Origin of the sequence: Bradyrhizobium sp. JR4.3, from assembly GCF_040547695.1 — a bacterium.
Classification (GTDB): domain Bacteria; phylum Pseudomonadota; class Alphaproteobacteria; order Rhizobiales; family Xanthobacteraceae; genus Bradyrhizobium; species Bradyrhizobium canariense.
Genome location: NZ_JBEPQF010000028.1, coordinates 17,100 through 38,137, shown reverse-complemented (window position 1 = coordinate 38,137; position 21,038 = coordinate 17,100). Strand labels below are relative to the sequence as shown.

Here is a 21,038-nt window from a genome sequence, read left to right as displayed (position 1 = left end):
CAATGGCGCGAGTTCGACGCCACCAGAGGAGGTATTCATGGACGACACTTCAAAGTGCCCGTTTTCGGGTGGAAAACGTGTGCCGGCGAACCGCGATTGGTGGCCGACCCAGCTCAGCATCGAGATGCTGCACAAGAATTCGGCCAAGTCCGACCCGATGGACAAGGACTTCGACTACGCCAAGGAGTTCAAGTCGCTCGACCTGAACGCGGTCATAAAGGACCTGACCGCTCTGATGACCGAATCGCAGGAATGGTGGCCCGCCGACTTCGGTCACTACGGCGGCCTGATGATCCGCATGGCCTGGCACAGCGCGGGCACCTATCGCACCACCGACGGTCGCGGTGGCGCCGGCGCCGGACAGCAGCGTTTCGCGCCGCTCAACAGCTGGCCCGACAACGCCAACCTCGACAAGGCACGCCGTCTGCTCTGGCCGATCAAGCAGAAATACGGCCGCAAGATTTCCTGGGCCGATTTGATGGTGCTGGCCGGCAACGTCGCGCTGGAGTCGATGGGCTTCAAGACCTTCGGCTTCGCCGGTGGCCGCGCCGACGTGTGGGAGCCGGAAGAGCTCTATTGGGGTCCCGAAGGCACGTGGCTGGGCGATGAGCGCTACAGCGGCGAACGTCAGCTCGCCGAGCCGCTCGGCGCGGTGCAGATGGGCCTCATCTACGTCAATCCAGAAGGCCCGAACGGCAAGCCGGATCCGATCGCCGCGGCAAAGGACATCCGCGAGACGTTCGCCCGCATGGCGATGAACGACGAGGAAACCGTCGCGCTGATTGCCGGCGGCCACACCTTCGGCAAGACCCATGGTGCCGGCGATCCGTCGCTGGTCGGACCGGAGCCGGAAGCGGGCGCGCTCGAGGATCAGGGCCTCGGCTGGAAGAGCAAGCACGCTTCGGGCATTGGCGGCGATTCCATCACCAGCGGCCTCGAGGTGACCTGGACGACGACGCCGACGAAGTGGAGCAACAACTTCTTCGAGAACCTGTTCAAGTACGAATGGGAGCTGACGAAGAGCCCGGGCGGTGCGCAGCAGTGGACGGCGAAGGGCGCCGAGGCGATCATTCCCGACGCCTTCGACAAGTCCAAGAAGCATCGGCCGACGATGCTGACGACCGATCTCTCGCTGCGTATGGATCCGGCCTATGAGAAGATCTCGCGCCGCTTCCTGGAGAATCCCGATCAGTTCGCGGATGCCTTTGCCCGCGCCTGGTTCAAGCTCACCCATCGCGACATGGGCCCGATCCAACGCTATCTCGGCCCCTTGGTGCCGAAGGAAACGCTGATCTGGCAGGATCCGATCCCGGCGGTGAATCACGAGCTCGCCAGCGAGCAGGATATCGCCTCGCTGAAGACCAAGATCCTGGCTTCGGGCCTGTCGGTCTCGGAGCTGGTCTCGACCGCCTGGGCGTCGGCCTCGACGTTCCGCGGCTCGGACAAGCGTGGCGGCGCCAACGGCGCGCGCATTCGCCTCGCCCCGCAGAAGGATTGGGAGGTGAACGAGCCGGCTCAGCTCTCGAAGGTCCTGAGCAAGCTCGAAGCGATCCAGAAGGACTTCAACGCGTCGTCAGGCGCGAAGAAGGTCTCGCTCGCGGACCTCATCGTGCTCGGCGGCACTGCCGCGGTCGAGAAGGCCGCGAAGGATGCCGGCGTCGACGTCAAGGTCGGCTTCACGCCGGGCCGCATGGATGCCTCGCAGGAGCAGACCGACGCCGCTTCGTTTGCTCCGCTGGAGCCGCGGGCCGATGGCTTCCGCAACTTCATCGGCAAGCGGCAGCAGTTCATGATGCCCGAGGAAGCTCTGGTCGATCGTGCGCAGCTGCTCCGGCTTACCGGTCCGGAGATGACGGTGCTCGTCGGCGGTCTGCGCGTACTCGGTGCCAATGCGAACGGTTCGAAGAACGGCGTCCTCACCTCGAAGGTGGGAACGCTGAGCAACGACTTCTTCGTCAACCTGCTCGACATGAGCACGCAGTGGACGCCGGCCGGCACCGACGGCACCTATGAGGCCCGCGACCGCAAGACCAACGCGGTCAAGTGGACCGGCACGCGCGTCGACCTGATCTTCGGCGCACACTCGCAGCTTCGCGCATACGCGGAGGTCTATGCCACGTCGGATTCCAAGGAGCAGTTCGTCAAGGACTTCGCCAAGGCCTGGACCAAGGTGATGAACCTCGACCGCTACGACATCGCGGCTTGATTCCAAAGCTCAGCACGCGACAAACAAAAAGGGCGGCCGCGAGGCCGCCCTTCGTGTGTCTGGCAGGTAGCGAGATTTACTCGCCGGCTGCTTCGCGCGCGGGCTGCTGGCTCTCGCCCTTGCCCTCGAGGTCTTCGCCGGTCTCCTGGTCGACCACCTTCATCGACAGGCGGGTCTTGCCGCGGTCGTCGAAGCCGAGCAGCTTGACCTTGACCTTGTCGCCTTCCTTGACGACATCGGAGGTCTTCTGCACGCGCGCCGAGGCGAGCTGGCTGATGTGGACGAGACCGTCCTTGGAGCCGAAGAAGTTCACGAAAGCGCCGAACTCCATCACCTTGACGACGGTGCCGTCATAGATCTGGCCGACTTCCGGATCGGAGGCGATCGACTTGATCCACTTGATCGCGGCCTTCATGGCCTCGCCGTCGTTGGAGGCGACCTTCACGGTGCCGTCGTCCTCGATGTTGACCTTGGCGCCGGTCTTCTCGACGATCTCGCGGATCACCTTGCCGCCGGTGCCGATCACTTCGCGGATCTTGTCGGTGGCGATCTTGAAGGTCTCGATGCGCGGCGCGTATTCGCCGAGCTCGGCACGGGCGTTGGTCAGCGCCTTCGACATCTCGCCGAGGATGTAGATACGCCCATCCTTGGCCTGGCCGAGCGCGACCTTCATGATCTCCTCGGTGATGCCCTCGATCTTGATGTCCATCTGGAGCGAGGTGATGCCCTGCTCGGTACCGGCGACCTTGAAGTCCATGTCGCCGAGATGGTCCTCGTCACCGAGGATGTCCGAGAGAACCGCGAAGCGCTTGTCTTCGAGAATCAGGCCCATCGCGATGCCCGCGGTCGGCCGCTTCAACGGCACGCCGGCGTCCATCAGCGCGAGTGAGGCGCCGCAGACCGAAGCCATCGACGAGGAGCCGTTGGATTCGGTGATCTCCGATACCACGCGCGTGGTGTAGGGGAATTCGTGGTGCGGCGGCAGCACCGGGTGGATCGCGCGCCACGCGAGCTTGCCGTGGCCGATCTCGCGGCGCTTGGTGCCGCCGAGGCGGCCGGTCTCACCGACCGAGTAGGGAGGGAAGTTGTAGTGCAGCAGGAACGTCTCTTTGTACGTTCCCGACAGCGCGTCGATGTACTGCTCGTCCTCGCCGGTGCCGAGCGTGGTCACGACCAGCGCCTGGGTCTCGCCGCGGGTGAACAGGGCCGAGCCGTGGGCGCGGGGCAGCACGCCGACTTCTGCGACGATGTTGCGCACGGTCTTGGAATCGCGGCCGTCGATGCGCTTGCCGGTGTCGAGGATGTTCCAGCGAACGATCTTGGCTTCGAGCTCCTTGAACACGCCGCCGATGCGCAGCTTGTCGTATTTCGGCTCCTGGCCTTCCGGGAAGTAGTGCGCGATCACCTTTTCCTTGACCTTGCCGACCGCGGCGTAGCGATCCTGCTTGACCGGAATGGCGTAGGCGGCGCGCAGTTCCTGCTCGACCATGCCGAGCATTTCCTTTTCGAGCGCCGAATTGTCGATCGTGGTGACCTCGCGCGGCTCCTTCGCGGCCTTTTCGGCGAGCTCGATGATCGCGTTGATCACCGGCTGGAAGTGGCGGTGACCGAACATCACGGCGCCGAGCATGATCTCTTCGTTCAGCTCCTTGGCTTCCGATTCGACCATCAGCACGGCGTCTGCGGTGCCGGCGACGACGAGGTCGAGCTGGGTGTCGACCATCTCGTCGAGCGTCGGGTTGAGGATGAACTCGTCATTGGCGAAGCCGACGCGCGCGGCGCCGATCGGGCCCTTGAAGGGAGCGCCCGACAGGGTCAGCGCAGCCGACGAGGCCACCAGCGCGACGATATCGGGATCGTTCTCCATGTCGTGCGAGAGCACGGTGACGATCACCTGGGTCTCGTTGCGCCAGCCGTCGACGAACAGCGGACGGATCGGACGGTCGATCAGGCGGGAGACCAGCGTTTCCTTCTCGGTCGGACGACCCTCGCGCTTGAAATAGCCGCCGGGAATGCGGCCGGCTGCGTAGGTCTTCTCCTGGTAGTCGACGGTCAGCGGCAGGAAGTCGACGCCTTCGCGCGGCGACTTCGCGGCAACGACGGTGGCGAGCACCACGGTCTCGCCGTAGGTCGCGACGACGGCGCCGTCGGCCTGGCGGGCGATCTTGCCGGTTTCGAGCTTGAGAGGGCGTCCACCCCAGTCGATCTCGACTGAATGCTTATTGAACATAGAGGTCTTCTTTCATGGGTTCTCGAAAGAAGGACGGGTCGAAAAACAAAAACCATGCGCAAGATTGCGGGACGTTGATCGAAGCGGGCGATCAGCGTCCTGCGATCCTGCCATGGTTTTTGGATTTCGGATGGCGTCCATCCCTTCGGGTCATACGGGCGCCTTGCCCGTTGTGCCCAGCCGCCGGATTGCTGCTGGACTGTCAGTCGGCACGAACGCGAACACCGAAGCGCGGTGTTCGCCCATCATGCCCGGACGCTCGCCGTCAACGGCTCGCATCCGACGCGCACGCAGCCTCGACGAAAAACCTTTAAACAAACGCTTTCGTTCGAAATCACGCGCGAAAACGCGCGCCGGTTGGCGCGCGCAAGAACTCTTAACGACGAATGTTGTGCTTCTCGAGCAGCGCCTTGTAACGCGCCTCGTCCTTCTTCTTCACATAATCGAGGAGCGAGCGGCGGGTCGAGACCAGCTTCAAGAGGCCGCGACGCGAATGGTTATCCTTCACGTGGGTCTTGAAATGGTTGGTGAGGTTGGCGATGCGTTCCGACAGGATCGCGACCTGAACCTCTGGCGAGCCGGTATCGCCGGCCTTGTTGGCATTCGTCTTGATGACTTCCGCTTTGCGTTCTGCGGCAATCGACATCGGTCAATTTCTCTCGTTGCGATCGGCGCTGGCAGTCAGGCCGGTCAGGTTGAACACACGCTTGGGGATGATTTCGCCATTGCCGACTTCGGCAAGCGCGAGAAGCCGGCCTGCCACCGTGACATAGACTGTGCCGCTACAAGTGGGCGCATCCCGTCCGCGCAACAAAACGGCTTGGCCCCGATGGAGCCTTGCCGCATCAGCCCGAGTGACGGCCAGTGCCGGGATGTCGTCCAGCGCGGTCTCAACGGGCATAAGCGCGTCGGCGAGGCTACCCTCGCCGGACGCGGCTCTATCGCACAAAGCCTCCAACTGATCCAGCGGAATCATGTCGTTCTCGCCAAATGGGCCGACCAGGGTCCGCCGCAGCGCGCAGATATGGCCGTAAGTGCCGAGAATCCGGCCCATATCGCGGGCCAGCGCGCGGACATAGGTGCCCTTGCCGCACTCCGCCTCGAACACCGCCCGGTCGCTATCCGGTTGATCTACAAGGCTTAAGCGGTGAATTTCGACCGGCCGGGGGGCCAGTTCCACGATCTCGCCGTCGCGGGCGAGGTCGTAGGCGCGCTCGCCCTGGACCTTGATCGCGGAATAGCGCGGCGGGATCTGCTGGATCACCCCGGTGAAACGAGGCAGCAGGGCCTCGATGGCCTCCCGGGTCGGGCGCTCGTCCGAGGTTGCGGTCGCCCGGCCCTCGATGTCGTCGGTGTCGCGCTCCTCGCCCCAGCACACCGTGAACCGGTAGCGCTTGCGGCCGTCCATGACGAAGGGGACGGTCTTGGTGGCCTCGCCGAGCGCGATCGGCAGGCCGCCGGAGGCGAGCGGATCGAGCGTGCCGGCATGGCCGGCGCGTTTAGCGTTGAACAGGCGCTTGAGCACAGCAACGGCCTGCGTCGAGGTCATGCCGATCGGCTTGTCGAGCACGACCCAGCCGTGGACGTCGCGGCGGTCGCGGCGCGGCTGGTTGCCCTTCTGCTTGTTGGCGCGCGGATCGTTGTTGACGCGGCGCGGCTCCTGATGCGGCTGAGAATTGCCGCTCATGTCCGCAAAATTATTTTTCTGCACGTCGAGCTGATCGGCCTCTTCGCCGCCGATCGTGCCGTGAGCCGGGTCCATGGTCATCGTTCTTCTTCCCGATCCGAATCCGGATCCTGTTCCAGGTCCTTCTGCACCGCGGGTGTTCGCAAAAGCTTCTCGATCCGTTCCGCTTCGTCGAATCGTTCGTCGACGCGGAAGCGAAGGTCAGGTGCAAATTTCAGGTTAACGCGCCGCGCGACCTCGCCGCGCAGGAATTTCTTGTTGCGCTCGAGCGCAGTGAGAACGATCTCGGTGTCGCGGCCACCGAGCGGCATCACATAGACTGTTGCGAGCTTCAGGTCGGGCGACATCCGCACCTCCGGCACGGTGATGATGTGGCCTTCGAGGTCAGCATCATGCACGCTGCCTTGCGCCAGAATCTCGGCTATCGCATGGCGAACCTGCTCGCCGACCCGCAACTGACGTTGCGAGCCGCCGGACGCGGAACTCTTTTTCTGATGATGGCGGGGCATGGTCTGAAAATCACCTCGTCATGCCCGCTTTTGGGACACGGGCATTGTCATTTGTCTTGCTGAAACGAAGAGGGGTGGATGGCCGGAAAAAATCCGGCCATCGCACTCCCGCAATTCAGTTCAAAAAGATCCAGGCGCTTCGGTAAGATTTGGACTTACAGGGAGCGCTGGATCGTCTCCACGCGGTAACACTCGATGACGTCACCGGCGCGCATGTCGTGATAGTTCTCGAAGGCCATGCCGCATTCCTGGCCGGACTGGACTTCCTTCACTTCGTCCTTGAAGCGCTTCAGCGTCGACAGCTTGCCTTCGTGCACGACGACGTTGTCGCGGATCAGACGCACATTGGCGCCACGTTCCACGGTGCCGTCGGTGACGCGGCAGCCAGCGACCTTGCCGACCTTGGAGATGTTGAAGATCTCCAGGATCGCGGCATTGCCGAGCATGGTTTCCCGCAGGGTCGGCGCGAGCAGGCCGCTCATGGCCTTCTTCACGTCGTCCACGAGGTCGTAGATGATGTTGTAGTAGCGGATCTCGATGCCGTTGCGCTTGGCGGCCGCAGCGGCCTCCTTGTTCGCACGAACCGAGAAGCCGATGATCGCGGCGTTGAAGCCTTCCGCGAGCGTCACGTCCGATTCCGAGATGCCGCCGACACCGGCATGCAGGATACGCGCGGCGACTTCGTCGGTGCCGAGCTTCTCCAGCGAGCCGAGGATCGCTTCCAGCGAGCCCTGCACGTCGGCCTTGATGATCAGCGGGAATTCCTTGCGGCCCGCCGTCTTCAGCTGCGACATCATCTGCTCGAGCGAGCCGCGCATGCCGGAGATCGAGGCAGCCGCGTTCTCGCGCTTCTGGTGCGCGCGGTAGCTGGTGACCTGGCGGGCGCGGGCTTCGTTCTCGACCACGGCGAGACGATCGCCGGCTTCCGGCGGACCGTTGAAGCCGAGCACCTCGACCGGCACTGACGGACCTGCCTCCTGCACCGTCTCGCCCTGATCCGAGATCAGCGCGCGGACGCGGCCCATTTCAGCGCCGGCGACGATGATGTCACCGACACGGAGCGTGCCGCGCTGGACCAGAACGGTCGCGACCGGACCGCGGCCACGATCGAGCTTGGCTTCGATCACGGTGCCTTCGGCCGGACGATCCGAATTGGTCTTGAGGTCGAGGATGTCGGCCTGGAGCGCGATCATCTCGAGCAGCTTGTCGAGATTGGTCTTGTTCTTCGCCGACACTTCGACGTCGACGACTTCGCCGCCGAAGGATTCCACCTGCACCTCGTGCTGGAGCAGCTCGGTGCGCACGCGCTCGGGCTTGGCGTCGGGCTTGTCGATCTTGTTGATCGCAACAATGATCGGCACCCGCGCCGCCTTGGCGTGGTTGATGGCTTCGATCGTCTGCGGCATCACGCCGTCGTCGGCCGCAACCACCAGCACGACGATGTCGGTGACCTTGGCGCCGCGGGCGCGCATCGCGGTGAACGCGGCGTGGCCGGGCGTGTCGATGAAGGTGATCTTCTTGCCGCTTTCGGGCGACAGCACCTGATAGGCGCCGATATGCTGGGTGATGCCGCCGGCTTCGCCGGAGACGACATTGGCATGACGGAGCGCGTCGAGCAGCGAGGTCTTGCCGTGGTCGACGTGACCCATCACGGTCACCACCGGCGAGCGCGGCTCGGTGTCGGTGGAATCATCAATGGCGTCGAACAGGCCTTCTTCAACGTCGGACGCGGCAACGCGCTTGACGGTGTGACCAAGCTCCTCGGCGATCAGTTGCGCAGTGTCGGCATCGATCACGTCGGTGATCTTGTGGATCGCGCCCTGCTTCATCAGCATGCGGATGATTTCCACCGCGCGCTCCGACATGCGGTTGGCGAGCTCCTGGATGGTGATCGCTTCCGGAATGACCACCTCGCGGATGAGCTTTTCCTTCGGCTCGTTCGCGGCATGGCCCTTCAGGCGCTGGGTGCGGCGGCGGAACGAGGCGATCGAGCGCTCGCGGACGTCGTCGGCATTGAAGGCGGTGACGACCGTCAGGCGGCCGCGCTCCTTCTGCGGGCCGGGCTTGTGGGTGGGCTTGGGAGCGACCACAGGCCGCGCAGCGCCGCCGGGGCCGCGACGGATCTGGCGCGGACCCTCGTCCTCGTCCGGTCCGGCTGCGACAGCGGGGGCGCGGCCCACCGGGCCTCCCGGCCGCTGCGTGGTCGTTCCGGGCCGCGCGGTCGTTGTTCCCGGGCGTGCCGTGGTGGTTGTACCGGGGCGCGCCATCGGCGCTCCGGGCCGCGCTGCAGGAGCGGCCGAGGTCGCCGTTGCAGGGCGCGCCGCGGATTGCGGCTGCTCGCCTTCGCCAAAACGCTTCTTGGCCTCGGTTTCGGCCTTCCGCTTGGCTTCCTCTTCGTGGCGGTGACGCTCCTCCTCGGCCTTGCGGCGGGCCTCGGCGGCCTCGCGATCGGCACGCTCGGCGCTTTCGCGGACCGCGCGGCGCTGGGCCTCTTCCTCGGCATGGCGGCGCTCTTCGACTTCGCGCACCTTGGCATCGGCCAGCGCGCTGGCGCGGGCGGAACGTTCGTCCTCGGTCAGCGTGCGCAGCACCACGCCGGAGCCGGCGTTGCGCGGCGGCGCGGGGCGGGCCGGAGCAGGCTTGGGCGCGGCGGCGGCCGGCGCGGGCTTCGCCACCTCGGCCACCTGCGGCTCGGGGCTGCCGTCGACACGGCGCTTGCCACGCTTCTCGACCACGACCTGCTTGCTACGGCCATGACTGAAGCTCTGGCGCACGGTGCCCGTTTCGACGCGCGGCTTGAGCGATAGCGTCTTGCTCGGAACGCTCAGCTTCTTGTCGCCAGGGGTCTTGGTATCAACCATTAAGCAGTCCTAATCCTGATCTTGTTGTCTTGTGCGTTGCCGCACCGTGCTATCGGGTGGTCGTTGTCTCTCAGAAATCCTGGCCGGGCTTTTCGGCAGTCCTGTCAGCGTCCGCCATCCGGTATCGGACCAGCATCTGGCTACGTGACAGGAATGACTTGCTCGCCGGGCCCGCGAGCAGGGCAGCATGTATCACATTTGACCGGGTAAGTGCCAAATCCAATTCTGTCGATTTTAGTGCGGTGACGACGGGAATCGGCGGCTTGGCGCCGCGATTTCCCTCATTTTGACGCGCCAGCATGTCCAATTTGCGGATTCCGTCCGCGGCCCCGTCGCTGGCATGGATCAGGACCTCGACCGTACCTTCCCGAAGCGCGCTTTCGACCTTGCCGAAACCGGCGACGATCTGGCGCGCCTTGGCCGCAATCCCAAGGGCTTCGACCACGCTCCGGACCAGGAGCGCCTCGAGGTCGGCGGGAAGCGTCTGAGGAATGCGCAGCTCGCGCTTGAAGGCTTTCGTAAAATGGTGACGCCGAACGGCTTCCGCAACCACCTCGCGCGAGGCGGTGACCCACATGCCGCGTCCGGGCAGCTTGCGCTTGAGATCGGGAACTATGTGCCCTTGGGGCGAGACGACGAAGCGGATCAGCTCGTCGATCGGCCGGACCTCGCGGCTGACCGCACACATCCGCATGGTCGCGGACCTTTCGGTCCGCGGTCCATGGTCGAGTTCGGGGTCAGTATCGGCGAGCATCCGGGTGACATCCTCCTTCGCCCTAAGCCGGCTGATCTTCGGTCGCCTCGGCCTCTTCGGCGGGCTTGGCGAGATCGGCCTCGGTGATCCAGCCGGCCTTGACGCGGGCCTGCATGATCATCGCTTCAGCATCGTCACGGGAGATATCGAGGCCATCGAGCGCGCCCGGATATTTGGTCTGTTCGCCGCCTTCCTTGCGCTCGGTCCAGCCGACCAGATCGTCCGTGGCGCAACCGGCGAGGTCGTCGACCGTCTTGATGTCGTTCTCGCCGAACTTCACCAGCATCTTCGAGGTGACGCCGGGCACGTCCTTGACGGCGTCCTCGACGCCGAGCTCCTTGCGCCTGGCCTCGAGCTCGGCTTCCAGCTGTTCGAGATATTCACGGGCGCGGTTCTGGAGTTCCTGCGCGGTCTCCTCGTCGAAACCTTCGATGCCGGCGAGTTCCTTGACGTCCACCATCGCGAGTTCCTCGACCGACGTGAAGCCTTCCGACGCCAGCAATTGGCCGACCACTTCGTCGACATTGAGAGATTCCATGAAGACGCGGGTGGAGTTCTCGAAATCGGCCTGGCGGCGCTCCGATTCCTCCTGCTCGGTCAGGATATCGATGTCCCAGCCGGTGAGCTGCGAGGCCAGTCGCACATTCTGGCCGCGGCGGCCGATCGCCAGCGAGAGCTGGTTGTTGGTGTCGGGCACGACGACCTCGATGCGCTCGCGGTCTTCGTCGATGACGACCTTGGAGACTTCGGCCGGCGCCAGCGCGTTGACCACGAAGGTCGCGATGTCGGGCGACCAGGGGATGATGTCGATCTTCTCGCCCTGCAATTCGTTCACCACCGCCTGCACGCGCGAACCGCGCATACCGACGCAGGCGCCGACCGGATCGACCGAGGAATCACGGGAAATCACGCCGATTTTCGCGCGCGAGCCTGGATCGCGGGCAACCGCCTTGATCTCGACGATGCCGTCATAGATCTCGGGCACTTCCTGCGCGAACAGTTTTGCCATGAACTGCGGATGGGTGCGGGAGAGGAAGATCTGCGGCCCGCGGGTCTCGCGGCGGACGTCGAAGATGTAGGCGCGGACGCGGTCGCCGTTGCGGAACACTTCGCGCGGTAGCATCTCGTCGCGGCGGATGATGGCCTCGCCGCGGCCGAGATCGACGATGACGCTGCCGTATTCGACGCGCTTGACGACGCCGTTGACGATGTCGCCGATGCGGTCCTTGAATTCCATATATTGCCGGTCGCGCTCAGCTTCGCGCACCTTTTGCACGATCACCTGCTTGGCCGACTGCGCGGCGATGCGGCCATATTCCAGCGGCGGCAGGGTGTCGGCGATGGTGTCGCCGACCTGGGCACCGGGATTGGCGCGCTGCGCATCCACCAGCGAGATCTGGTTCGAATGGTTTTCGACCGTCTCGACCACCAGCATGTGGCGCGACAGCCGAAGCTCGCCCTTCTTCGGGTCGATCTCGGCGTGAACGTCGGTCTCGCTGCCGTAACGGGCCCGCGCCGCCTTGGCGATGGCATCCTCCATCGCCGCGATGACGATGCCGCGGTCGATCGATTTCTCGCGCGCAACGGCGTCGGCGATCTGAAGCAATTCAAGTCGATTGGCGCTGACTGCCATGGCTAGTCTCCTTCGTCAGGATCGATCTCGCCCCGCCGCGCGCGTTCGGCGGCCAGGCGATGTTTCTTGGTATTGGTCGGAGCCGGCTTTTTCGTCGTGGCCGGCGCCGGCTTCTTGGTCGGCTTGGTGTTCTTGGTCGTTTTTTCGCTGATGCTGGCGTGCGGCGCCGCCGGCGGCTCGAGGCCGAGATTGCGGCGCATTTCGCGTGCCTGGGCCTTGCCGCGGCGCATGGATTCAGCGATCAGCTCGTCGGTCAGCACCAGCCGCGCCTCTGCAATGTCCTCCATCGTCAGGAGAACCTCGGCAGCCTCGCCCGCCTTGACGTCGTCGCGATGCAGATGCACGCGGTCGCCTTCGACGGGGCCGATCGTGCCGCGGAACCGCTTTCGGCCCTCATGGGCGACCGCCATCTCGACCTTCACCAGATGGCCGACATAACGCTCGAAATCGGAGCGGCGCACCAGCGGGCGGTCGATCCCCGGTGAGGAGATTTCCAGCCGATAGGCGCGATCGACGGGATCGGCGACGTCGAGCACGGGCGACAGCGCCCGCGAGATCGCCTCGCAATCCTCGATCTGCATGGAACCGTCCGGCCGCTCGGCCATAACCTGCACCGTGCAGCCGGATTCCCCGGAAATACGGATCCGCACCAGGCGGTAGCCCATGCCTTCGAGCACCGGTCCGGCGACCGCGGACACCCGTGCCGCCACGCCCGGCTCGACTACGAGCCTCGGCTCGGCCAGCAATTCGGCATCCGTGGAACCAGGGTTCGGTTCGGTCATGTCAGAGGTCAAGGCGCTCGATATGGTTAAGGCTTGGTTTAAGATCTCAAAGCTCGCTTCGGAACTCTCCCGACAGATCGCCGGGCCGCACATCTTCCACCAAGCCGCGTTCAGGTAATAAAAAAGAGCGGGTCCTTTCGGGCCCACTCTCACTACGCGGATCGTATGAGAAGATGAATTGGCGCTGATATAGCCCTTTCCGTCTTCCCGGACAAGGCCCATGCAGGGCAGGCTGGGCTTTTTGCGCCCTGCCTGCGGCCCCGCGCAACGCTTCCTTCACCTCCGAGGCCTAAATTCCCTGCTTGTGGGGCGGCTTGGACCAAGGGCGCACCCGCGGCGTGCCCCGTACGAGTTTGCGTTTTCATGACCGTTGCCACGTCGCTCATTCCCGGACTGGACGATATCGTCAAACGCGGCGACCCGCGGCGTCGCGGCGAGATCGCGCACGCCATCTCCCAATTGTTCTTTCAGGACGCCGAGAACCTCCGTCCCGATGTCATCGATCTCTTCGACAATCTGCTGATCGATCTCGTCCCGCATGCCGAGCTTGCCTCGCGCGTCGATCTCGCCGAACGCTTCTCACGCCTGAGCAACGCGCCCCGGCATCTCGTGAGTCAGCTCGCGCGCGAAAACGAAATCGCGGTGGCGGGTCCCGTGCTGCGCCATTCCCCCGTGCTCGACGACGATGCTCTCGTCGAGATCGCGCGACTGAAGGGCCAGGGCCATCTGCTGGCGATGAGCGAGCGCCCCACGCTGTCGGCTGTCATCACCGACGTGCTGGTCGAGCGCGGCGATCGCGACGTGGTGCGCCGCGCCGCCGGCAATTCCGGCGCGGAGTTCTCGCCTGGCAGCTATTCCGAGTTGATCAAGCGTGCCGCGCAGGATGGCGTGCTGACCCTCAGGATCGGCCAGCGTAGCGATCTTTCGGGCGAGAACCTGAAACAGCTTCTTGACGGTACGCTCGACGTCATCCGCCGTCGCCTCTCGAGCGTGGTCAATCCCGTGCGCCAGGTCGAGATCAAGCGCGCCATGGCGGCCATCGAGGAAGCCACGCTGCCGCCGGGCCCGCGTCGCGACTTCTCGGGAGCGCAACGTACGATTCTGGCCTTGCATCGCGGGGGCCATCTTGGCGAGAGCGCGCTGTTTGGCTTCGCGAAGGCCCACAAATACGAGGAGGCGATCGCGTCGCTCTCGGCGATGTCCGGCGTCCGCCTCTCTGTCCTCGACCGCCTGATCACGGGTGACCGCTACGATCCAATTCTGGTTCTGGCACGTGTGCTGAATGTCAGCTGGCCGACGGTGCGGGAGCTGATCCTGATGTGGTACGGCCCGAATCGCACGCCAGCCGATGCCGACCTTGAGCAGGCGCGCGCGAACTTTACTCGGCTGATGCCGACGACCGCAGAGCGCGTCGTGAATTTCTGGCGCAACCGGCAGACGATCTAGACCCGCCTGAATCGCAGATACGCCACCTTGCGGCCTTCGCGCGTGGCCTTTCGGCCGTAGCGCGTCATCGTGTATCCGTCCCACGGCAGGCGAAAATCATCGGCGCGCTCCGCGAGCCAGACAAAGTCCTGCGAACGCGACAGATGCGACAGCGTCCAGGCGCAATAATCGTCGATGTCGCAGACGAAACGAAATTCGCCGCCGGCTTTCAGCACGCGCGCCATCGCGGCGATGGTCCGGTCCTGCACGAAGCGCCGCTTCCAGTGCCGCCGTTTCGGCCAGGGATCGGGATGGATCAGGTCGATCCGCGACAGCGAAGCCTTCGGCAGCCAGGCCAGGAGCTCGGCGGCATCGCCTGCGAACAGGCGGATGTTGCCGATCTCGGCGGCCTCGATCTGCGCGAGGATCTTCGCCATGCCGTTGACGTAAGGCTCGCAGCCGATGAAGCCGGTTGTGGCAAAGTTTTGCGCTTCTGCCGCAAGATGCTCGCCGCCGCCGAAGCCGATCTCAAGCCGCAAATCGTCGACGGCGGGGCCGAAGAGCTCGCGGGCATCCGCCGGTGCTTCGCGGTCGATGGCGAGCGCAAGGCGCGGCAGCAGATGATCGATCAGCTCGGCTTGGTGCTGCCTGAGCTTGTGGCCCTTGCGGCGTCCGAAGAAGGCGCGCTCGCTGTCCTCGCGATCGGGATCTGATTTGCGCTCACTCATCGTAGCGTCTGGTACAGGCGATGGAGCAGCCGCGCGCGCGGTTCGAGCGACGAGACATAGAGCTGCTCGTAATGGGTGTGCGCGCCCTTGCCGTCGACGCCGAGCCCGTCGAGCGTCGCGGTGTGGGCGGCGGTGAAATTACCGTCCGAGCCGCCGCCGGTGTGAACGTCGAGCAGCTCGAAACCGATCTCCGTGGCAACGGTCTTTGCATGTTCGTACAGCGAGGCGCCTGCATTGCTCTTCTCGTAAGGCGGACGATTGAGCCCGCCCGTGACCTTGACGGTGACGCCATCCGTCTTCGATGTCAGGGCGAGGATCTTGCCGACGAATTCATCCGCGTCCTTGAAGCTCGGCACACGCAGATCGATTTCGGCATGGGCTTCTTCCGGCGTCACGTTCGGCCGCGTGCCGCCGCGCACCACGCCGACATTGACGGTGACGCCGCGCGCCAGATCGTTCATCGCTTCCAACGCCAGGATGACGTTGGCGAGCTCGCGGATCGCGCTGCGGCCATCCTGCGGCCGCGTGCCGGCATGCGCGGGCACGCCCTTGATGAACACTTCGAATCGCCCGACGCCCTTGCGGCCGGTGACGATCTTGCCGCCCTCGCGGGCCGGCTCCGTCACCAGCACGTATTTCGCCTTGCGCCCTTCGGTCTCGATGAGTGCGCGAGAGGTGGGGCTGCCGATCTCCTCGTCGGAGGTGAACAGATGGGTGATGCCGAGCGGCGAGCGATCGGCCGTGGCGCAAAGCGCGCGAAAGGCGTGGTGGGCGATGTAGGCGCCGCCCTTCATGTCGTAGATGCCGGGACCGAACGCGCTGTCGCCTTCGACCTTGAACGGCAGGCGCTCGATGAATCCCATGGGATGAACGGTATCGAGGTGGCTCAGCACCAGGATGCCGGGCCGGTCCTGGCCCCAGGTCGAGCGCGCTACGAGATGATCGCCGCAACCATCGACGCCGGCGATGCGCTCGAGCGTAACAGGGAGATCGCGGTATTGCTCCGCGACCATCGAGACCAGCTTGTTGACCTGTTCAGGCGTGTCCGTTGGCGTCTCGACCTCCACCCAGCGGCGGATGCCATCGAGAATAGTTTGGGAATCGAACCAATTGGAGCTGACCATGAGCGCATCTGTGCCTTTGAATCGCATCATCGAGGAAGACGCGCATCAAAGCGCGGCCGCAAATGACGACATAGGCCAGATTTGACGCGGTCTCAAATCGGATTGAGATGGTGCGTCAGCGCTTGTCGGGGCCTTCGCGGGCCGCGATCTGCTCGACGAGATCGACGATCGAGCGGCGCATCTTCGAATCCGTGATTCGGGTGAACGCTTTGGTCAAAGCGAGTCCTTCGGAAGTTGCGAGGAAATCCGAGACGTAAGACGGCGATGCGCCTTCCGCGAAGCCGTCCGGCCCCGCCACGCCGCTCGGACCGCCCTCGAACAGGAAGGACACCGGCACCTGGAGAATTTCGGCAATTTGCTGGATGCGGCTCGCGCCGACCCGGTTTGTGCCCTTCTCGTATTTCTGCACTTGTTGGAAAGTCAGGCCCAAAGCTTCACCGAGCTTTTCCTGGCTCATGCCCAACATGATGCGGCGCATCCGCACGCGACTGCCGACATATTTGTCAACAGGGTTGGGCGCTTTCGACATTTCCTCAGCCCTCCAAACATCACCTTCGGCGCAATCAGGAATGCCTCAGGTGTAAGCAACGTCAAAATCAGACCCTGTTATTGGAAAACATTGCGGAGAAATTTAGCAATGCCCACTGTCTTTTGCAGCCGGTGCAGAATGAGGAGGCCGCGTGCAGTCTGTCAACCGTGGGACTACGGTTGTCAAAAGTTATCGGCCGGGGCTGCGTGATCAGGGGCGCCGCTTGGCAACACGTCGGCGGACCGCCAGAAACACGGCGAGCGCAACGAGCATGGCCGCGGGGACATCGCCCACGCGCGCATAGATGGTCGGCGGGATCGCGGCGGGCAGATTTGCATCCAAAACGCCTTCGATCCCGAGACCGAGGCTGGCGACGATGCGTCCCACCGGATCGATCACTGCGGAAACGCCGGTATTGGCGGAGCGAACCAGCGGCAATCCGAGCTCGATCGCGCGCATCCGCGCCTGTTCGAGGTGTTGGTAGGGGCCGGTCGAGATTCCGAACCAGCCGTCATTGGTGAGGTTCACGATCCAGCCCGGACGCTCATTGCGTCCAGCCACCTCGCCGGGAAAGATTGCTTCGTAGCAGATCAGCGGCAGCGCGGAGGGCGCGCCGGGTACCGCCAGCGCATGCCGCACGGTGCCGGGAATGAAGCCGCCGCGCACACGCGTGAGTTGCTCGAAACCGAGCTTCTCCATCAGACCCTGGTAGGGAAGAAACTCGCCGAACGGCACCAAATGCAGCTTGTCGTACATAGAGAGCACGCTGCCGTCGTGATCGATCACATAGATCGAATTATAGGCGCGGGTGATCGGCGTGCCCCGCGGCAGGTCGGGCGCGCGGACCGAGCCCGTGATCAGCACCGTGCCCTTGGGCAGAAGCTCCGCGATTTGCGCCATCGCATCGGCTTCGCGAGTGAGGAAGAACGGAAAGGCGGATTCCGGCCAGATCAGGATGGTGGCATCACGCACGCCGGTCGATTGCGGTCCGGAGGCGCGGTCCGACAAGGCCAGATATTTCTTCATCACCTCCGCCTTGGCGGCGTAGTTGAATTTCGCGTCCTGCTGGAGATCCGGCTGCATCAGGCGCAATTTGGTGCCGGCGACCATCGTGGTCGGATGCAGCGACAGGCGGATCGCGCCGAAGATACCCATGACAAGCAGGAGCGCCAGGGCTGCGGCCGGTGCGCGCCACGCCAGGCGGCGATCGGGCGTGCGGTCGATCAGCGCCGCAGGGCTTGCGAAGATCGCAACCGTCAGGAACGTCATGCCCCACAGGCCGATCAGCGACGCCGTTTGTGCCAGCGGCAGCGGCTCGGACAGCGCATAGCCGAACGCGTTCCAGGGAAAGCCGGTCAGGGCATGACCGCGCAGCCATTCGGTGATGGTGAGGCTTGCCGCGAGCGCAAGCACGCGCGTCGCGTTCTTGGTCCAGAGCAGGCGGGCAAGCGCAAAGCCCATTGCTGTGAAGATGGACAGATAGGCCGGCAGGCCCAGCACGGCGAACGGCGTCAGCCAGGCGAATACATCAGCGTCGACGAAGAAGGCGTAGCCGATCCAGTAGAGGCCGGGCACGAAATAGCCGAGTCCGAACCAGTAGCCGGTCAGCGCTGCGGCGGGGACGCCGCGATATCGTCCCGCGCCGGCGCCGTCGATCAGCCAGACCAGCACCGGAAAGGTGATGAAAAGCACCGGGAAGGCGTTGAACGGCGCCAGCGCCAGCACCGAGAGCGCACCGGCAGCCATCGCGACGAGCGCGCGCTTCCATCCCCAGGTCAGGATGATGGCAAGCGCGATCTGGCGAAATCGCTGGAAAGGGCTCACTGCGGACCGGTCCCGTCGCTTGGCGGCGGGGTGGGGGTGTCGCTGGCCGCCGGCTGGCTGCCATCCGGCGCGGCCTCGCGGCGCCGGCTCTCGCGCTGGGTGCGCGGTGCGGGACGCTCCTTCCGCGTCGAGATCCGCAGCCGCTTGACCCGGCGCGGATCGGCATCGAGCACCTCGATCTCGTAATGGCCGGGGCCCGAGATCACCTCGCCGCGCACCGGCAGGCGCCCGACGAAACTGACGAGATAGCCGCCCAGCGTCTCCACTTCCTCGCCGGCCTCGCCGGTGACGAAATCTTCGCCGATCACGGTGCGGACGTCGTCGAGGCTGGCGCGGGCATCCGCGATGAAGGCGTTGTCGGGCAGCCGCACGATCGAGGGCGGCTCGTCGCTGTCATGCTCGTCGTCGATCTCGCCGACGATCTGCTCGACGATGTCCTCGAGCGAGACCAGCCCGTCGCTGCCGCCATATTCGTCGACCACCAGGGCCAGATGGATGCGGGTGGCCTGCATCTGCGCGAGCAGGTCGATCGCCCGCATCGACGGCGGCACGTAGAGCAGCTTGCGGATGATGCGCGCTTCCTCGAGCGGCAGCGCGAGATCGACCGTACGCAGATCGAGCCCGGCCGGCAGCGGTTTCTTGCGTTTGGTTTTCGTGACCCCCGACACGCGCGCACGCGCGGTCATGAAGGCAAGCAGATCGCGGATATGGACGATGCCGACGGGATCGTCGAGCGTCTCGTTGTAGACCACAAGGCGCGAATGGCCGGCGCTCTCGAAGCGGTCCATCAACTCGCCGAGCGGGATGTCGCGCTTGACCGCGATGATGTCGGCGCGATGCACCATGACATCGGCGATGCGACGCTCGTGCAGGCCGAGGATGTTGCGCAGCATGGTGCGCTCGACCGTCGAGAAGCCGGTGTCGTCGGGCGTCGTGGCGTCGAGCACAACCTGGAGGTCGTCGCGTACCGAACCCGCCTTCCAGCCGAACAGGCTGCGAATGGCACGCAGCAGCCAGCCTTCCGCGGTCGGGCGCATCACCTCGCCTGAGGTCACCACGACCGGTAAATTGGCCGTGTTGCGCGGATTGTCGTGAATCGGGTCCGAATCCGGCATCTCAATGCGTCCCTGGGCGGTCGGCATAGGGATCGGGAATGCCGAGATGAGCCAGGATCTCTCGTTCGAGCGCTTCCATTTCCTCGGCGTCGTCTTCGTTTTCGTGGTCGTAGCCGACCAGATGCAGGAAACCGTGCACGGCGAGATGGCTCAAATGATGATCGAACGGTTTTTGTTCCTCGTCCGCCTCGCGCCGCATGGTCTCGTAGGCGATCGCAATGTCGCCCAGCATGCGCGGCGCATCGCCCGGTTTCCAGTCGCCTTCCGGCTGCAGCGCGGGAAACGACAGCACGTTGGTCGGCTTGTCGATGCCGCGCCAGTTGCTGTTCAGCGTGCGGATGCCGGCAGCATCGGTCAGCATTACCGCCACTTCCGCCTCCGCAACGTCTTCGTCGACATTCTCGGCGGCGGCCGCCACGGCGCGCTGGATCACGGCTTCGGATTCGGGCTCCCGCTGCCAGCAATCGGCGACGACGAGGACCTCGGTGATGGGAAGGTTGGGGTGTGACATTGTCCTTGTTCCGAACGAAGGGGCGCCGTGTCCGCGCCCATATGGTCCGGTTGCTGCCTCGTCAGGATTTACCGGCGGCCGGCCGCTGCGGCGCCCCTTCGTAGGCGGAGACGATCCGCGCCACGAGCTCGTGGCGGATCACGTCTTCGGCCTTGAAATGAACTTGCGCAATGCCTTCGACGCCGCTCAGCAGGCGCGTCGCCTCGGCGAGGCCCGAGGTCTGGCCGTTCGGCAAGTCGATCTGCGAGGGATCGCCTGTCACGATCATGCGGCTATTCTCGCCGAGGCGGGTCAAAAACATCTTCATCTGCATCGACGTGGTGTTCTGCGCCTCGTCCAGGATGATGGCCGCGTTGGTCAGCGTGCGGCCGCGCATGAAGGCGAGCGGCGCGATCTCGATCTCGCCGGTCTGCAGCGCGCGCTCGACGATGCGCGCGTCCATCAGGTCATAGAGCGCGTCGTAGATCGGGCGAAGATAAGGATCGACCTTCTCGCGGAGATCGCCGGGCAAAAAGCCGAGCCGCTCGCCGGCTTCCACCGCCGGGCGGGACAGGATGATCTTGTCGACTTCCTTGCGCTCGAACAGTTGCGCGGCATGCGCGACCGCGAGCCAGGTCTTGCCGGTGCCGGCGGGGCCGATGCCGAACACCAGCTCGTGGCGCTTCAGCGCGCGGATGTAGGAATCCTGCGCCGCCGTGCGCGCGCGCACCGGGCGCTTGCGCAAATTGATGCTGTCGAAGGTGGATTTGGCTGACTTGGCGTCGAACTCGAACAGCGAGCCCTGCGCGATCACGGCACGGATCGCGCCCTCGACCTCGCCCTGGTCGAGGTCCTGTCCCTTCACGGCCTGGGCGTAGAGCGTCTCCAGCACGCGGCGCGCGGCATCGCAGCCGTCACGCGAGCCGCCGATGGTGATGTGATTGCCCTTGGAATCGACGACGACACCGAGCCGCCGTTCGATCTGTGCCAGATGCTGGCCGTAAGGGCCGACCAACGCGGATGCGGCGCGGTTGTCGTCGAAGTCGATGACGACCTGGGTCTCGGGCGGAACCTGCATGTCGCGGTCAAATTTGCGGCTGGGAGCGATGGAAGAAGACGAATCCGATGCGCTTTTGGGCAA

Annotated in this window: 17 protein-coding genes; 2 read left to right on the top strand and 15 right to left on the bottom strand. The window is 64.7% G+C overall.

Annotation, left to right across the window (positions count from 1 at the left end; translation table 11 throughout):
- Window positions 1-37 precede the first annotated feature (37 nt).
- Window positions 38-2,206: a catalase/peroxidase HPI gene (katG, locus tag ABIB91_RS31795; protein WP_354170427.1), complete on the top strand. Its 2,169-nt coding sequence runs from the start codon at window positions 38-40 to the stop codon at window positions 2,204-2,206.
- Window positions 2,207-2,282: 76 nt separating this feature from the next.
- Here katG and pnp read toward each other — a convergent pair whose 3' ends face one another.
- From pnp to rimP, 8 genes are all read right to left on the bottom strand, one after another.
- On the bottom strand, window positions 2,283-4,436 hold the full coding sequence (gene pnp, locus ABIB91_RS31790; protein ID WP_007598347.1) for a polyribonucleotide nucleotidyltransferase: 2,154 nt from the start codon (window positions 4,434-4,436) through the stop codon (window positions 2,283-2,285).
- Window positions 4,437-4,812: 376 nt separating this feature from the next.
- Complete coding sequence (gene rpsO, locus ABIB91_RS31785) at window positions 4,813-5,082, bottom strand: 30S ribosomal protein S15 (protein WP_007598346.1); 270 nt, start codon at window positions 5,080-5,082, stop codon at window positions 4,813-4,815.
- 3 nt (window positions 5,083-5,085) lie between these two features.
- Window positions 5,086-6,204: a tRNA pseudouridine(55) synthase TruB gene (gene truB / locus ABIB91_RS31780; RefSeq protein ID WP_354170430.1), complete on the bottom strand. Its 1,119-nt coding sequence runs from the start codon at window positions 6,202-6,204 to the stop codon at window positions 5,086-5,088.
- Window positions 6,201-6,632 carry a 30S ribosome-binding factor RbfA gene (gene rbfA / locus ABIB91_RS31775; protein ID WP_354170431.1) on the bottom strand — a complete coding sequence of 144 codons (432 nt, stop codon included), beginning with the start codon at window positions 6,630-6,632 and terminating at the stop codon, window positions 6,201-6,203. The genes truB and rbfA overlap by 4 nt, the downstream gene beginning before the upstream one ends.
- A 155-nt stretch (window positions 6,633-6,787) precedes the next feature.
- Complete coding sequence (gene infB / locus ABIB91_RS31770; protein WP_219678861.1) at window positions 6,788-9,493, bottom strand: translation initiation factor IF-2; 2,706 nt, start codon at window positions 9,491-9,493, stop codon at window positions 6,788-6,790.
- A gap of 70 nt (window positions 9,494-9,563) precedes the next feature.
- On the bottom strand, window positions 9,564-10,247 hold the full coding sequence (locus tag ABIB91_RS31765) for an RNA-binding protein (protein ID WP_354170434.1): 684 nt from the start codon (window positions 10,245-10,247) through the stop codon (window positions 9,564-9,566).
- A 22-nt stretch (window positions 10,248-10,269) separates the two neighbouring features.
- A complete protein-coding gene (nusA, locus tag ABIB91_RS31760) occupies window positions 10,270-11,880 on the bottom strand; it encodes a transcription termination factor NusA (protein ID WP_007598336.1) in 1,611 nt (536 codons plus the stop codon).
- A gap of 2 nt (window positions 11,881-11,882) precedes the next feature.
- Window positions 11,883-12,662, bottom strand: a complete 780-nt coding sequence (gene rimP / locus ABIB91_RS31755; protein WP_354170472.1) for a ribosome maturation factor RimP — start codon at window positions 12,660-12,662, stop codon at window positions 11,883-11,885.
- A gap of 363 nt (window positions 12,663-13,025) precedes the next feature.
- Between rimP and ABIB91_RS31750 the strand changes: the two genes are divergently transcribed.
- Window positions 13,026-14,108, top strand: a complete 1,083-nt coding sequence (locus tag ABIB91_RS31750) for a DUF2336 domain-containing protein (protein ID WP_007598332.1) — start codon at window positions 13,026-13,028, stop codon at window positions 14,106-14,108.
- Here ABIB91_RS31750 and trmB read toward each other — a convergent pair.
- From trmB to ABIB91_RS31715, 7 genes are all read right to left on the bottom strand, one after another.
- On the bottom strand, window positions 14,105-14,815 hold the full coding sequence (trmB, locus tag ABIB91_RS31745; protein ID WP_354170437.1) for a tRNA (guanosine(46)-N7)-methyltransferase TrmB: 711 nt from the start codon (window positions 14,813-14,815) through the stop codon (window positions 14,105-14,107). The two genes, ABIB91_RS31750 and trmB, sit on opposite strands and share 4 nt — an antisense overlap.
- On the bottom strand, window positions 14,812-15,969 hold the full coding sequence (locus tag ABIB91_RS31740) for a M20 family metallopeptidase (RefSeq protein WP_354170439.1): 1,158 nt from the start codon (window positions 15,967-15,969) through the stop codon (window positions 14,812-14,814). The genes trmB and ABIB91_RS31740 overlap by 4 nt, the downstream gene beginning before the upstream one ends.
- Window positions 15,970-16,054: 85 nt before the next feature.
- Window positions 16,055-16,468 carry a helix-turn-helix domain-containing protein gene (locus tag ABIB91_RS31735; RefSeq protein ID WP_007598327.1) on the bottom strand — a complete coding sequence of 138 codons (414 nt, stop codon included), beginning with the start codon at window positions 16,466-16,468 and terminating at the stop codon, window positions 16,055-16,057.
- A 210-nt stretch (window positions 16,469-16,678) separates the two neighbouring features.
- Entirely contained in the window at window positions 16,679-18,292 is a 1,614-nt protein-coding gene (gene lnt, locus ABIB91_RS31730; protein ID WP_354170441.1) for an apolipoprotein N-acyltransferase, read from the bottom strand.
- Window positions 18,289-19,407, bottom strand: coding sequence for a hemolysin family protein (locus tag ABIB91_RS31725; RefSeq protein ID WP_007598324.1), 1,119 nt, complete (start codon window positions 19,405-19,407; stop codon window positions 18,289-18,291). Before ABIB91_RS31725 ends, lnt begins: the two co-directional genes overlap by 4 nt.
- Before the next feature lies 1 nt (window position 19,408).
- The gene (ybeY, locus tag ABIB91_RS31720; RefSeq protein ID WP_354170443.1) at window positions 19,409-19,918 is read right to left on the bottom strand and encodes an rRNA maturation RNase YbeY; all 510 of its coding nucleotides are present in this window, start codon (window positions 19,916-19,918) and stop codon (window positions 19,409-19,411) included.
- A gap of 61 nt (window positions 19,919-19,979) precedes the next feature.
- The gene (locus ABIB91_RS31715) at window positions 19,980-21,038 is read right to left on the bottom strand and encodes a PhoH family protein (protein WP_219678884.1); all 1,059 of its coding nucleotides are present in this window, start codon (window positions 21,036-21,038) and stop codon (window positions 19,980-19,982) included.